The following is a 13,981-nucleotide window of genomic DNA, read 5'->3' as shown; positions in this document are numbered from 1 at the left end:
CTCGTGGGGAATGAGTCATGTATGCACCGTATTGTAACTGAACATGATTGTTTTAGTTATACAGATGCGTATCAATTAGCGCTTAATCAGGGGGCGACGAGCAGTAAATTTATAACACTGGATAATGATGTGTACTATTTGAGCCAGTGGTTACAGCAAGCGTACCACTTGTCTGCGGTACCGGAATATATCGCGGTGGCGCATATTGATAGTATGGGCGTATCACAGGCTGGCAACTTATGTAACAGAAAGCCCAAACCAGCGAACCGCCATTTTGCATGACTTGGATAATTTGGGCTTTTTAATTTACCGAGCACTATTTAAACTAAACTAGCGATAACTCTAGTAGGGCAATTAAAGTTGTTCTTTTAAACGGTACAATACCTCGAGTGCTTCACGTGGCGTCATATTATCAATATTCAAGGCGCTCAAATCATCAATCACAGGATGGGAAACGGGCGTTACTTCCAATGGTGGACGTTTACCAGTCACCACCGGTTGGTGTGAGAGTCGTTCTAACTCATGCAACTTCACTTTAGCCGCATGAATAACCGGTTTGGGCACACCTGCTAATGCTGCAACTTGCAAACCATAACTGCGATCTGCAGCACCGTCTTGTACGCTATGCATGAAGACAATGGAGTCACCGTGTTCAACTGCATCGAGGTGAACATTGACCAGACTTGAGTGCTGCTCTGCTAACGTGGTTAGCTCAAAGTAGTGCGTTGCAAAGAGGGTATAAGCCTGGATCTTATTGGTCAGGTATTCAGCACATGCCCAGGCTAATGATAAACCGTCGTAGGTACTGGTACCGCGTCCAATTTCATCCATCAATACCAAGCTATTAGCGGTGGCATTATGTAAAATGTTCGCTGTCTCTGTCATTTCTACCATAAAGGTAGAGCGACCTGATGCTAAATCATCGGATGCGCCAATCCGGGTGAAAATACGGTCGATTAATGACGTCGTCATTTTCTCCGCTGGTACGAAACTACCGATATGAGCCATCAGGGTGATTAACGCTGTTTGACGCATATAAGTCGATTTACCGCCCATATTCGGACCGGTAATGATTAACATGCGCCGCTTAGGGTTAAGCTGTACTGGATTGGCAATAAACGGTTCTGTCATCACCTGCTCAACGACAGGATGACGACCATTGATAATGTCGATACCAGGTTTGATACTAATTGTCGGGCGGCAATAGTTTAAAGTTTCTGCGCGTTCTGCAAAGTTACACAGTACATCTAGTTCTGATAATGCGGCTGCGCTGTCTTGCAGTGCGGGAATATACGGTAACAACTTATCTAATAATTGTTCATAAAGTTGTTTCTCTAGTGCCAGTGACTTACTTTGGCTACTGAGTACTTTATCTTCATGTTCTTTCAACTCTGGAATGATGTAACGTTCGGTGTTTTTCAGCGTTTGACGTCGGATGTAGGTTGCTGGCACTTGATCTGATTGTAGGCGACTGACTTCGATGAAGTAACCGTGAACGCGGTTATAACCGACTTTTAAGGTAGGGATACCGGTTTGTTGTTTTTCGCGTTCTTCTAAGGCTTTGAGATAATCCGTCGCCCCTTTGTTTAGGGCGCGCCATTCATCTAACTCTTGGTTATAACCGGGCGCTATCACGCCGCCGTCACGGATTAATACTGGCGGGTTGTCGATAACGGCGAACGTCAGTAACTGTTCTAGCTCACTGAACTCACCCGCTAATTGCTGTAATGAGCTTAAGTGTTCGGCATCGTGTTCTGCCAGTAGTGTGCGTAATGCGGGTAATTGCTGGAAGGCATTACGTAACCGTACCAGATCGCGCGGACGCGCTGAGCGTAATGATAAACGGGCAATGATACGTTCGATATCGCCGATAGTGCGTAATATTGGTTGTAGATCGTTTAACGCACCGACGTCGAGTAATGATTGAATACTGGATTGGCGTTGCTGTAACACCAAGCTATCGCGGATTGGTTGATGCAACCAACGTTTTAATAGCCGGCTGCCCATCGGTGTTGAAGTATGATCAAGTACTTCTGCCAAGGTATTCTCAACACCACCGGATAAGTTTTGGGTGAGTTCTAGATTACGGCGGGTTGCCGCATCCATCACCACCATTTGTTCTGTTTGTTCAAGCTTGATCGAGCGGATATGCGGCAATGCAGTTCGCTGGGTTTCTTTCACGTATTGCATTAAGCAACCTGCAGCACATAGGGCCACTGGCGCATTTTCGACACCAAAAGCGATTAAATCTTTGGTTCCAAATTGCTGACATAAAACGTTGCGGCCAGTTTGTAAATCAAACTCCCACTCTGGGCGGCGACGTAGACCTCTAAGGTGATTAATATGTTGAACCGATTCCAATGATTCACAGTACAGCAGCTCTGCGGGATCGGTACGTTGCAGCTCTGCAAGTAAGGTGTCCTCTGAGCTAAATTGATTGATCAGAAAACGGCCGCTACCCATATCAAGGGTGGCATAACCAAAGGTGTTACCATCTTGGAATAATGCGGCTAATAAATTGTCATTATGTTCGGTAAGTAAAGCTTCGTCACTGACCGTGCCAGGGGTCACAATACGGACCACTTTACGTTCTACTGGACCTTTGGATGTCGCCGGATCGCCAATTTGTTCACAGATCGCTACCGATTCACCACAACGTACTAGCTTTGCTAAATAACCTTCTAATGAATGGTAAGGGATACCTGCCATTGGGATCGGGTTACCATTTGACTTACCACGCTTGGTCAGAGAGATGCCTAATAATTGCGACGCTTTTTTGGCATCATCATAAAATAACTCATAAAAATCGCCCATGCGATAAAAGAGTAAGATTTCTGGTTGCTCAGCTTTTAACTTAAAGAATTGTTGCATCATAGGGGTGTGATTGGTTAAGTCTTGTGGTGCAATAAAATTAGGTTGCATAGCGGCTCGGTTTGAAAATAATAGTTGCAGCTATAATAACAATGCTAAAGCAAGGTGGCGACTGTATTTTTTGTACGTAAATATGCACCACTCATAATAATTAAAAAAATATGCGTTTATTGCTTGATACTGTATGAACGAACAGTATACTTATGCCTTTAAATTAAATACTCGATTATGCCTCAGGGGAATAAAATGGACGCGAATAAAGAAAAAGCCTTAGCTGCAGCAATTGGACAAATTGAAAAGCAATTTGGTAAAGGTTCTATCATGAAGCTAGGTGATAACCGTACCATGGACGTAGAAACTGTTTCTACAGGTTCACTTTCTCTTGATATTGCGCTGGGTGTTGGTGGCTTACCGATGGGGCGTATCGTTGAAATTTATGGTCCGGAATCAAGTGGTAAAACGACATTAACGTTAGAAGTGATTGCGTCTGCACAACGTGAAGGTAAAGTTTGCGCGTTTATTGATGCTGAGCATGCACTGGATCCTCTCTATGCGGGTAAACTGGGTGTTGATGTGAATGAACTATTGATATCGCAACCAGATACCGGTGAACAAGCTCTCGAGATTACTGACATGTTAGCACGCTCAGGTGCAGTCGATATTATCGTGATTGACTCGGTTGCGGCATTGACACCAAAAGCTGAGATTGAAGGCAGCATGGGCGATAACCACATGGGTCTGCAAGCGCGAATGTTGTCGCAAGCGATGCGTAAATTAACGGGTAACTTAAAAACGAGCAACACTATGTGTATCTTCATTAACCAGATCCGTATGAAGATTGGTGTGATGTTTGGTTCACCAGAAACCACCACAGGTGGTAACGCCCTTAAATTTTACGCGTCAGTACGTTTAGATATCCGTCGTATTGGTTCGGTTAAAGATGGCGACGAGATCACGGGTAATGAAACACGTGTTAAAGTGGTTAAAAACAAGATTGCAGCACCGTTTAAACAAGCTGAATTTCAAATACTATACGGCAAAGGCTTCAACCGTAATGGTGAGCTAGTTGATTTAGGTGTTAAAGAAAAACTCATTGAAAAAGCTGGCGCTTGGTACTCATACAAGGGAGACAAGATTGGTCAAGGTAAAGCGAAAGCATCACAGTACCTTGCTGATAATCCGAAGATTGCTGCAGAAATTGACGGTATGATCCGTGCTAATCTACTGGGTGATAAAGACGAAGAAGTGGCTGAAGTTAAGACTCCTGAAATTAAGACTCCTGAAGTTGAAAAAGAATTTTAATGCTAATATTAACTAGCGTTTAGTCATTTTATTTACGCTATTTGAATGAATAGATATAGAAGGCAGGTATGACGACATACCTGCCTTTTTTATATGTATGTTTTACTCGTTATTTGGTCTTATTATACTTTTCTCGCTGATTTTTTGATCATCACGGCGCCTGTCCGCACCTTGCTGGCGTAGGGTTAAACGTGTCCAATTAAACATGAGTTTTATCTTGGTATCGGTAACGGCGATCCCGTCTTGGTAAGTTAATACTGCGATTAATAGCAATCGCTTGCCATTCAGGTTCGGGTAACAGTGGTAACGTTGCATGGCGTGGATAACTGGTTATGTGCAATTGCTCATAGGCATTTTTGTAACCGGGTTTAATTAAGAAAAATGCGCCGGTAAATGCCCATAGCGTCACAGGTAATATTAATAAATAGCCAAGGTAGCGATGCAGTTTGTAAGTATTCATTACTGTCTATAAAAAATATGGATGTCGTTATTTTACGGTTTAATAATAAAAAAGAACCTATTAAATATACTGCAATATAAAATTTAATTATATTCCCTGGCTGATTAGAACTTAGCGGATACTTGTAATACGAAACCATCAATACCATAGGCCATATTCGCTGTAATGAACCGTGAATGATGTATGCTGCTTGATGATGGATGAGTGAACTTAAGTTTGATGTTAAGTACTAGATTACAGGAATGAATTTGTGATCTTGATTTTTTCGTTTGAATTGACGTCGATTTAGTATGATTGGTTTGGTCTGTCTTGTATCTCACTAATATAACGAGTATAAATAGCGTTAGATAAATATCTTCATGACGTTGAGAATATTTAACTATTATAGAAAGAATGAAGACCATAAAGAAGAGGGTATTTTGTGCTTGAAGAAAACCACCAAAAGCAATTAATGAAATTATTACCTTGGCAGAAAGTGAGCTTTATTACGGCACTTGCTGAACGCAGCTTTCCTAATTACAAATTATTTTCTGAAGCTTGTGAAACAGGTAATGCAAAGCAGTTCCGTTTATCATTAGATCTGTTTTGGGAATCATTAACGGTTAAAAACAGCAAAATTAATTTTACAATTCAATTTGATCGTTTCGAACCGATTATTCCCAATGTAGACAAATTTGATGTTTATGGTGTTTACCCTGCACTGGATGCATGTGTGACTTTAAACAGTGCCTTTAATAGTGTAGTTGCCCCCGATCCGGATGTGAACGAGGCAATGAATGCATCGCGAGTTTCTATTGGTACTGTTGCAAGTTATTTAGAAGCGTTGGCGGGTGAAGAAATTGACGAGGATATCATTTTCGCTGATGAGCTGATGAAAACAGAAATTGAATTTCAGCAAGCCGTGCTGGATCTATTAACGGTACAGAAATCACCTGATAGTATTAAGGCGCTTCGCCAGTTTGCTAAAAATAGCGGTATTTCTAATATTGGTATTACCTTAGATTAATTGATTGCAAACTCATAAAACAGCCGCTGACACTGGTAGTTAGGGCTGTCTCGGTTAGGTGTCAGTGATTATTTTATGATGTTTTTTTGTACGTAGAGTGAGATTAGTGTGAGCGCCACCCCATTTGTTGACTATTCTCTCGGCAATTGACTGAATTAAGGCGATAAATCCTTTGCGGTCAACGGTGTTTTTGAATAGAGTGTTTAATAGTTTAATGTTATTGAATAGTAGAAAGGACATTCTTATGAATAAAACTCAATTAATCGATGCAGTTGCAGCGAAAGCAGATTTAACGAAAGTACAAGCTAAAGCAGCACTAGAAGAGATCCTAAGTGCAATCACTGAAAGCCTTAAAGAAAAAGAAGCTGTACAGCTAATTGGTTTCGGTACTTTTAAAGTAAGCGAACGTTCAGCACGTATTGGCCGTAACCCACAAACGGGTGAAGAAATTCAAATTTCGGCTGCGACAATTCCTGCATTCGTTGCTGGTAAGGCATTGAAAGACGCAGTTAAAAACGCAAACAAATAAATATTAATTTTTATTAATTTAAAAACTAATGAAAAAAGCACCTAAATTAGGTGCTTTTTTATTATCTACAATTTGTTTAAAGTAAGAATAAGGGCCTTGGTTAATGCGCTATTTGAGTTTTATTCTTTTCTACCGGTTGCACGCGAACTCGTCGGATCACATTGTTTTCAATTTCTAATACTTCTAACGGGTGCCCTTCAATGATCAAACTGATATTGGCCTCGGGGATCTCTTCCAAATATTCTAAAATCAAACCGTTGAGTGTTTTTGGACCTTTAGTTGGAAAGTGCCAGTTCATTTCTTTATTAATATCACGCACGTTTGCTGTGCCATCAATGATATAGCTACCGTCAGATTGCGGCTCAATCTCTTCACTCACCGTTGGTGCCATCGTGGTGGTAAAGTCACCCACAATCTCTTCTAAGATGTCTTCTAGCGTGACTAAGCCTTGAATGTCGCCATATTCATCGACAATTAAACCGATACGCTCTTTTTTACGTTGGAATTTTAATAGCTGCACATTAAGCGGTGTCGCCTCTGGAATGAAGTACAGCTCTTTTACCGCACGTAACAGTGTGGTTTTATCTAATTGTTCTTTGAGTAATAGACGTAGTGCATCACGGGTATGCACAAATCCAACTGCATCATCGATGGTGTCACGGTACAGCAATACCCTGGTATGTGAAATATTACGTAATTGGCGTAACAGGATCTCCCAATCATCGTTGATATCAATCGCAATGATCTCGTTACGAGGCACCATAATGTCATCAACGGTTACTTTCTCTAGGTCAAGAATACTGATCAGCATATCTTGGTGACGCTGCGGGATCATGGCCCCGGCTTCATGCACTATGGTACGCAACTCTTCGGAGTTCAGAGCTCCATTGTCATTATGATGGATATTCACGCGCAATAGTCGCAATAGGCCATTAGAGATGATGTTTACTAGCCATACCAATGGATAAAACAAGGTTAGCATTGGGCGTAATAACAATGAGCTTGGAAATGCGACTTTTTCTGGGTGCAGTGCGGCTAAGGTCTTAGGCGTTACTTCAGCAAAGATAAGGATAACGATTGTTAACAGACCTGTCGATACGGCTAAACCAAGCGCTTCATTTTCTGCAAATAAGCGCATACCGATAATTGTTGCGATGGAAGAAGCCAAGATGTTGACTAGATTGTTACCAATAAGAATAAGACCAATCAAACGATCCGGTCTGTTGAGGAGTTTTTCTACACGTTTCGCACCCGTATGGTTATTTTTAACCAGGTGCTTCAGCCTGTAACGATTGAGAGACATCATGCCTGTTTCAGAACTAGAGAAATAAGCTGACATGAGGATTAAAATAGTCAGGAGACCGAATAAGGTTCCTGTTGATATGTCGTCCAAGTGTTATCCTTTGATTACGCAAGTTTATGTATAGTAAGTAATATACGATGGTTATAAGTATGTTTAAGTATTAATGAAGTAGGATCTCTTTTACAAAACGAGAGCCGAAATAGGCTAATGATAGTAATACAGAACCAAACAATGTACCAAAAGCAATTTTATTGCTACGCCAGCCTTGTTTAAAGTGGCCCCAGAGTAACACAGAATAAAATAGCCAAGCTAAGATAGATAAAACGGTCTTATGTGCTTGAGAGCGGGTAAAAGTATCTTCAAAAAAGATAAAACTTGTCACTATTGCCACGGATAGCAGTACTAAACCGAGACTTAATAACCTGATAAGTTGTTTTTCTATGGTCATTAACGATGGCAGTGCAGGGTGCATTGCGATTGGGCGTTTGTGTTTGAGTTGATAATCTAAGTAAGCCATTTGCAGCGCAAGTAAGCTCGCCACAATGAAAGCCGCATAGGCAAATAGGATCACGACAATATGAACAACAAGTGGTGGATTATCACTTAAATTGGAAATGTAAATCGTCGGCAGAAAATAGCTTATCGTAATGACAATGATCGAAAAACCATACACGATAGGTAATAAAGGTAATATCTTAAATTTATTGATCGACAGGGTCATGATAATAGAGATCAGCAAACTGATGAGTGCGGCAACATTGACAATGCTTAGGTTAATCCCTGCTGTCGTCACAATATCAAAGCCCATCCAGAATAGATGGCAAAGTGTCGCGCCTGCGCCTAAGGTGAAAATAGTACGTATACTCGCCTGTTGTTTTACAGTTAAGGCTTTAATGCAATGATAAATTGCAGCTATATAGAAAATAATAGCGCCAAGAGCAAACAGTTCCATAGGGCTCACTTTAATGTTGATTTATATGTAATTATGCAGTCCAGTATACGCTTGCTCACCTTATAGAGCTATATTCAAATGCATTATTTGGAAAGGAAAATATTATTTTTTTATAAAACAATACCTAGCAACACATTGAGAGTGTGATTTTTGCCCTTAAATAGGGTTATAATCATCAGTAATTATTGAATTTAATTTAATTTATAACGGATAACGTCATGTTTGAGAATTTAACCGATCGCTTATCGGCTACGCTAAAAAACGTCAGCGGCCGTGGTCGTTTGACTGAAGATAATGTCAAAGACACACTACGTGAAGTACGCATGGCGTTACTCGAAGCGGATGTTGCTTTACCTGTCGTACGCGAATTTATTAAAAATGTGAAAGAAAATGCCCTAGGCCAAGATGTATCTAAGAGTCTGAATCCAGGCCAAGCCTTCATTAAGATTGTGCAAGCTGAGCTTGAGTCGGCAATGGGTAATGCTAACGAAACATTAAATCTTGCTGCGCAACCGCCAGCCGTATTAATGATGGCTGGTTTACAAGGTGCGGGTAAAACTACCACGGTAGCGAAATTATCACTGTTCTTAAAAGAACGTGAGAAAAAATCAGTATTGGTTGTGAGTACAGACGTTTACCGTCCTGCGGCAATCAAACAGCTAGAAACATTAGCTGCAGAAGTGGATGTTGAATTCTTTCCAAGTAATATCGGGCAAAAGCCAGTTGATATTGCCAACGCGGCAATCGCATACGCACGTAAGTCATTTATTGATGTGGTGATTGTCGATACTGCGGGTCGTTTACATGTTGATACTGACATGATGCAGGAAATTCAAGATCTACATGCGGCGATTAATCCTGTCGAAACACTGTTTGTTGTGGATGCCATGACAGGTCAAGATGCGGCAAACACAGCCGCAGCATTTAATGAGATGTTACCATTAACAGGTATCATCTTAACCAAAGCCGATGGCGATGCACGTGGTGGTGCTGCATTATCTATTCGCCATATCACCGGTAAGCCAATTAAGTTTATCGGTATGGGCGAAAAAATTGATGCGTTAGAACCTTTCCATCCTGAACGTATCGCATCGCGTATTTTGGGCATGGGTGATGTGCTATCACTTATCGAAGAAGTCGAACGTAACGTAGATAAAGACAAAGCCGCAAAACTGGCGAAAAAAGTTCAGAAAGGTCAAGGTTTTGATTTAGAAGATTTCCGTGACCAGCTTGTGCAAATGAAAAGCATGGGTGGCATGATGAGCATGATGGATAAGTTACCGGGCATGAGCCAGGTTCCTGATGCGGTTAAAGATCAAATGGATGATAAATTAACCAACCGTATGGAAGCGATCATTAATTCAATGACACCCGCAGAGCGTAAACGTCCAGATATCATCAAAGGCTCGCGTAAGCGCCGTATTGCGACGGGTTCTGGTACCCAGATCCAAGATGTGAATAAACTACTTAAACAGTTTACGCAGATGCAGAAAATGATGAAAAAAATGTCGGGTAAAGGCGGCATGAAGAAAATGATGGGTAAAATGAAAGGTATGATGCCACCAGGAATGGGCGGCGGCATGGGTGGTATGGGCGGTGGTAAAGGACCATTTGGTTAATTAACACCGTGGTTTAATCTCGTCCTTCGATATGTGTTTTATGCCAAGCCTTGCTAATACTAGCAGGGTTTTTTTGTTTCCGCTCATGCTTGCTAATCCGCTCCTAATCGGCGTAATAGCAATATAATGATTGGTTATAGTATAAATAGCGTTAACTAAAGTAGTCATGACACACAATAAGGTTGCATTTAATTAAAATAAGAGTAAAATTGCGCGACTTCGAATCGTCTCATTCGTGAGTGCTATTTGAACACTTTGGGGCCTTGTCAGTGCAAGGTCGGAATACACACTTAATTTATAAAGAGGACGATATGGTAACTATTCGTTTATCTCGTGGTGGTTCTAAGAAATCACCGTTCTACACAGTTGTTGTTACAGACAGCCGTAATGCTCGTGATGGTAAATTCATCGAGAAGCTAGGTTTCTTTAACCCAATGGCTACTGGTCAAGAAGAACGTGTTCGTCTTGACAACGTGAAAATTGAAGCTTGGGTTGCTAAAGGCGCTACAGTTTCTAACACAGTTGCTAAGTTAATCAAAGACGCTGCTAAAGCTGCTTAATTATCTTAAGGTAAGGAGATCTTGTGAGTTCAACTGACAAACCTATGGTAGTTGGTCGTCTTGGTGCTGTTTACGGCATTAAGGGCTGGATGAAAATCAACTCCTTTACCGATATTCCTGAAGGGATCTTCAACTATTCACCTTGGCTCATCGAGCAAAAGGGCGAGTGGGTTGAAGTGGCGCTTGAAGATTTCAAACGTCATGGCAAAGGTTTAATTGCTAAGTTAGCTGGTATTGATGTGCGTGAAGAAGCGCAGTCCCTTACGGGTGCTGAAATTGCTATTAACGCTGATCAACTTCCTGAATTAGAAGATGAATTTTACTGGCGTGATCTGATTGGCTGCTCTGTTGAGACAGACAAGGGTTATACGTTAGGCAAAGTCACTGATATGATGGAAACTGGTTCTAACGACGTATTAGTCATTAAAGCCAATGCAACAGATGCTTTCGGAAAAAAAGAGCGGTTAGTTCCGTATCTTGATGGGCAAGTAATTATCAGTGTTGATATTACCGCTCAAAAAATTATTGTTAATTGGGACCCGAGTTTTTAAGACTCGTTGTCAGTGGAGGCTAGTATGTGGTTAGGGGTTATAAGCCTTTTTCCAGAGATGTTTAATGCCATCACTGAACAAGGAGTTATCGGTCGAGCAATAAAACGCGATCTGCTTAAGTTTCAAACTTGGAACCCAAGAGATTTTGCCCACGATAAACATAAGACGGTCGATGATCGCCCTTATGGTGGAGGCCCTGGCATGTTGATGATGGTTCAACCATTACGAGATGCTATCCATGCAGCAAAACAGGCAGCAGGTGGTGAGGCGAAAGTTATTTATCTTTCACCGCAAGGACGTAAATTGGATCAAGCTGGCGTACTGGACTTGGCAACAAATGAGAAGATGATTTTTATTTGTGGTCGTTATGAAGGTATCGATGAGCGTATCATCCAATCGGAAGTTGATGAAGAGTGGTCTATCGGTGACTTCGTGTTAACCGGTGGCGAACTTGCCGCAATGACGATAATTGATGCAGTTTCACGCATGATACCGGGTGTTTTAGGCACTCAGGCATCCGCGGAGCAAGATTCGTTTGCAGATGGTCTGTTAGATTGTCCGCATTATACGCGTCCGGAAGTGTTAGATGGGTTGGCTGTTCCTAAGGTTCTCCTTAGCGGCAATCATAGTAAAATTAGCCAATATAGACAGAAACAGTCCTTAGCTCGAACGTTAGAACGACGACCTGATTTATTAAGTAACCTAGCTCTGACTGATCTGCAAGAGAAACTTCTTGTTGAGATCGTTCGCGAAAGTCGCGAGTTAAAGTAGAGTTTTTCAGTTTATTCTAGGGTATAGAAAATGAGCAACATAATTGCACAGATCGAACAAGAGCAAATGAAAACAGATCTACCAACTTTTGGCCCAGGTGCTACAGTTGTAGTACAAGTAAAAGTTGTTGAAGGTGACAAATCACGTCTACAGGCTTTTGAAGGCGTAGTTATCGCTATCCGTAACCGTGGTCTGCACTCTGCATTCACAGTACGTAAAATCACTTCAAACGGTGAAGGTGTGGAACGTGTATTCCAAACACATTCTCCAGTGGTAGCAAGCATCACTGTTAAGCGTCACGGCGATGTTCGTAAAGCTAAGCTATACTACCTACGTGGTCTTACTGGTAAAGCTGCACGTATTAAAGAAAAATTGGGTAAACGTAAAAGTAAATAACCCATTTTTCATGCAGTTTAAGGTCCGTCTTCTGACGGGCCTTTTTTTTGCTTGAGATTTACCATTTTGATTTCTTAGGTAGCTCAGATATTGAAGTGTTTTTTGAGTAATTGATGGGTAAATGCCTTTTTGAGATAAAATCCACGTGGTCGCACCTGAATGATCTCGCCTTCGCTACCGTAGGCTTTAGTACGGATCTTATTATTGGCAGCCTTAGGGCGAAGCTGTAAGTATTTACCGTGATGCGCGGTGATCTGTTCCACCTGTCCAAGCGCGATCATATCCATTAACTCTTCCCAATCTTCTTGCAGCTGCATATTTTCAATTTCATCGGGTTGCCAGAGCAGTGGTGAACCGACAATACGTTCTGCCACCGGAATATCACGCTCACCAAGCACCGGGATCCACAATACTTGTTTCAATTTATTGGCGACGCTGCAGGTTTGCCAAGTAACACCGTGGTTACCGGTTAAGGGCGCGACACAGACAAAGGTTGTTTCCAGTGGTTTACCTTGTGCATTAATCGGGATAGTTTTTAATTCTACCCCTAACGCTGGAAAGTCCTGAATCGGTTTACTGCCCGCCGTCGCGCCAAGATGCAGTTCTAGCAGTTGTCCAATCCAACCTTTTTGTTTACGTAGATCATCAGGCACGCTGAGTTGGTGCAATGCGGCTATTTGCTGTAGGTTAAACCCGGCAATCGCTTGGGCGCGGAACATCAGCTCATTGATATCTTGGGGTTCATTTATAATTGCAGGCATTTCAAATAATTCTTATATCTTAAGGTTTCACTTAGCAGAATAACATTTTTTAATCTAGCTGTTAACGGTCGTTTTCCACACATGTAATGTGCATAACTGTGCATATTGTGAATGAGGGGGGGATATTATTGGCATTAAAGGTAGCATTTTTCTTTTCATCCAATGTTTTATTTTAAGATATTGATCATATTTGATTCTCTGTAAATAAGGGGGAGGTGTTTCAACAACGCCGCTCAGAAGTTCTGAATTAGAGCAAAATCGGCGATATTTTGCCTTTGTAAATGGATCTTGAGTAAAACTGTGGGTGTAAATTTGCTGCTTATTGATTTATATGAAACAATCAAGTTAACTAAGTTCTACCCTTAAGGTGCTAATGTGATTGATAGCGATGGCTATCGTCTTAATGTAGGCATCCTAATTTGTAATCGTGATGGTCAAGTTTTATGGGCTAAACGTTGTGGGCAACATTCTTGGCAATTTCCGCAAGGTGGTGTAGATAATGGAGAGTCTGCAGAGCAAGCAATGTATCGAGAACTATATGAAGAAGTTGGGCTAAAAGCGAAACATGTTTCGATTCTGGCAACCTCTAAAACATGGTTGAAATATAAATTACCAAAACGATTAGTCAGATGGGATAGTAAACCGGTCTGCATTGGGCAAAAGCAAAAATGGTTTTTACTGCGTCTGGAAGCGGATGACAGTCAAATCGACTTTAAATGTACAGGGCATCCTGAATTTGATGATTGGCGTTGGGTCAGTTATTGGTATCCAGTTCGTCAGGTTGTATCGTTTAAAAAAGACGTTTATCGTCGTGTAATGAAAGAGTTTGCACCCGTGGCATTACCCTTTTTACGCAAAGACATCAAACGTAAACGACGTTAATGCTAAATAATGCCTGCG

General features: G+C 41.4%; 15 protein-coding genes. 10 read left to right on the top strand and 5 right to left on the bottom strand.

The window, feature by feature from the left end; translation table 11 throughout:
• Positions 1-21 precede the first annotated feature (21 nt).
• Entirely contained in the window at positions 22-282 is a 261-nt protein-coding gene (locus MORIYA_RS11780; protein WP_112715404.1) for a hypothetical protein, read from the top strand.
• Between the two features lie 72 nt (positions 283-354).
• On the opposite strand, the gene mutS is transcribed toward MORIYA_RS11780, so the two are convergent.
• Positions 355-2,922, bottom strand: a complete 2,568-nt coding sequence (gene mutS / locus MORIYA_RS11775; protein WP_112715402.1) for a DNA mismatch repair protein MutS — start codon at positions 2,920-2,922, stop codon at positions 355-357.
• Positions 2,923-3,099: 177 nt separating this feature from the next.
• Here mutS and recA point away from each other — a divergent pair, with 177 nt between their 5' ends.
• Entirely contained in the window at positions 3,100-4,173 is a 1,074-nt protein-coding gene (gene recA / locus MORIYA_RS11770; protein ID WP_197713382.1) for a recombinase RecA, read from the top strand.
• Positions 4,174-4,372: 199 nt separating this feature from the next.
• Here recA and MORIYA_RS11765 read toward each other — a convergent pair whose 3' ends face one another.
• On the bottom strand, positions 4,373-4,633 hold the full coding sequence (locus MORIYA_RS11765) for a hypothetical protein (RefSeq protein WP_232011615.1): 261 nt from the start codon (positions 4,631-4,633) through the stop codon (positions 4,373-4,375).
• A gap of 421 nt (positions 4,634-5,054) precedes the next feature.
• On the opposite strand from MORIYA_RS11765, the gene MORIYA_RS11760 reads away from it, so the two are divergent.
• Positions 5,055-5,639 (top strand): YjaG family protein, encoded by a 585-nt coding sequence (locus tag MORIYA_RS11760; protein ID WP_112715398.1) that lies wholly within the window; start codon positions 5,055-5,057, stop codon positions 5,637-5,639.
• 244 nt (positions 5,640-5,883) lie between these two features.
• Positions 5,884-6,168 (top strand): HU family DNA-binding protein, encoded by a 285-nt coding sequence (locus MORIYA_RS11755; RefSeq protein ID WP_006033752.1) that lies wholly within the window; start codon positions 5,884-5,886, stop codon positions 6,166-6,168.
• 100 nt (positions 6,169-6,268) lie between these two features.
• Here the strand turns inward: MORIYA_RS11755 and MORIYA_RS11750 are convergent, their stop codons facing one another.
• Positions 6,269-7,561, bottom strand: coding sequence for an HlyC/CorC family transporter (locus MORIYA_RS11750; RefSeq protein ID WP_112715396.1), 1,293 nt, complete (start codon positions 7,559-7,561; stop codon positions 6,269-6,271).
• Between the two features lie 70 nt (positions 7,562-7,631).
• The gene (locus MORIYA_RS11745) at positions 7,632-8,423 is read right to left on the bottom strand and encodes a cytochrome C assembly family protein (protein ID WP_112715394.1); all 792 of its coding nucleotides are present in this window, start codon (positions 8,421-8,423) and stop codon (positions 7,632-7,634) included.
• 218 nt (positions 8,424-8,641) lie between these two features.
• Here MORIYA_RS11745 and ffh point away from each other — a divergent pair, with 218 nt between their 5' ends.
• From ffh to rplS, 5 genes are all read left to right on the top strand, one after another.
• The gene (gene ffh / locus MORIYA_RS11740; RefSeq protein WP_112715392.1) at positions 8,642-10,042 is read left to right on the top strand and encodes a signal recognition particle protein; all 1,401 of its coding nucleotides are present in this window, start codon (positions 8,642-8,644) and stop codon (positions 10,040-10,042) included.
• Positions 10,043-10,353: 311 nt separating this feature from the next.
• Complete coding sequence (rpsP, locus tag MORIYA_RS11735; RefSeq protein WP_112715390.1) at positions 10,354-10,602, top strand: 30S ribosomal protein S16; 249 nt, start codon at positions 10,354-10,356, stop codon at positions 10,600-10,602.
• Positions 10,603-10,625: 23 nt separating this feature from the next.
• Positions 10,626-11,153 carry a ribosome maturation factor RimM gene (gene rimM / locus MORIYA_RS11730; protein WP_112715388.1) on the top strand — a complete coding sequence of 176 codons (528 nt, stop codon included), beginning with the start codon at positions 10,626-10,628 and terminating at the stop codon, positions 11,151-11,153.
• Between the two features lie 24 nt (positions 11,154-11,177).
• The gene (gene trmD / locus MORIYA_RS11725; protein WP_112715386.1) at positions 11,178-11,924 is read left to right on the top strand and encodes a tRNA (guanosine(37)-N1)-methyltransferase TrmD; all 747 of its coding nucleotides are present in this window, start codon (positions 11,178-11,180) and stop codon (positions 11,922-11,924) included.
• A 30-nt stretch (positions 11,925-11,954) separates the two neighbouring features.
• The gene (gene rplS / locus MORIYA_RS11720) at positions 11,955-12,320 is read left to right on the top strand and encodes a 50S ribosomal protein L19 (RefSeq protein ID WP_112715384.1); all 366 of its coding nucleotides are present in this window, start codon (positions 11,955-11,957) and stop codon (positions 12,318-12,320) included.
• A gap of 83 nt (positions 12,321-12,403) precedes the next feature.
• On the opposite strand, the gene mutH is transcribed toward rplS, so the two are convergent.
• A complete protein-coding gene (gene mutH, locus MORIYA_RS11715) occupies positions 12,404-13,081 on the bottom strand; it encodes a DNA mismatch repair endonuclease MutH (RefSeq protein ID WP_112715382.1) in 678 nt (225 codons plus the stop codon).
• Positions 13,082-13,456: 375 nt separating this feature from the next.
• On the opposite strand from mutH, the gene rppH reads away from it, so the two are divergent.
• A complete protein-coding gene (gene rppH, locus MORIYA_RS11710) occupies positions 13,457-13,963 on the top strand; it encodes an RNA pyrophosphohydrolase (RefSeq protein ID WP_006033742.1) in 507 nt (168 codons plus the stop codon).
• Positions 13,964-13,981: the final 18 nt, after the last annotated feature.

The organism is Moritella yayanosii (genome assembly GCF_900465055.1).
Taxonomy (GTDB): Bacteria; Pseudomonadota; Gammaproteobacteria; order Enterobacterales; family Moritellaceae; genus Moritella; species Moritella yayanosii.
The sequence above is the reverse complement of the archived record's forward strand: the minus strand, read 5'-3'. Positions and strand labels throughout refer to the sequence as shown.

Bases quoted from the DNA above. Each gene is read 5' to 3' on its own strand.
- MORIYA_RS11780 (WP_112715404.1), top strand. From the start codon at position 22: ATGCACCGTATTGTAACTGAACATGATTGTTTTAGTTATACAGATGCG.
- mutS (WP_112715402.1), bottom strand. From the start codon at position 2,922: ATGCAACCTAATTTTATTGCACCACAAGACTTAACCAATCACACCCCT.
- recA (WP_197713382.1), top strand. From the start codon at position 3,100: ATGCCTCAGGGGAATAAAATGGACGCGAATAAAGAAAAAGCCTTAGCT.
- MORIYA_RS11765 (WP_232011615.1), bottom strand. From the start codon at position 4,633: ATGAATACTTACAAACTGCATCGCTACCTTGGCTATTTATTAATATTA.
- MORIYA_RS11755 (WP_006033752.1), top strand. From the start codon at position 5,884: ATGAATAAAACTCAATTAATCGATGCAGTTGCAGCGAAAGCAGATTTA.
- MORIYA_RS11745 (WP_112715394.1), bottom strand. From the start codon at position 8,423: ATGGAACTGTTTGCTCTTGGCGCTATTATTTTCTATATAGCTGCAATT.
- ffh (WP_112715392.1), top strand. From the start codon at position 8,642: ATGTTTGAGAATTTAACCGATCGCTTATCGGCTACGCTAAAAAACGTC.
- rpsP (WP_112715390.1), top strand. From the start codon at position 10,354: ATGGTAACTATTCGTTTATCTCGTGGTGGTTCTAAGAAATCACCGTTC.
- trmD (WP_112715386.1), top strand. From the start codon at position 11,178: ATGTGGTTAGGGGTTATAAGCCTTTTTCCAGAGATGTTTAATGCCATC.
- rplS (WP_112715384.1), top strand. From the start codon at position 11,955: ATGAGCAACATAATTGCACAGATCGAACAAGAGCAAATGAAAACAGAT.
- mutH (WP_112715382.1), bottom strand. From the start codon at position 13,081: ATGCCTGCAATTATAAATGAACCCCAAGATATCAATGAGCTGATGTTC.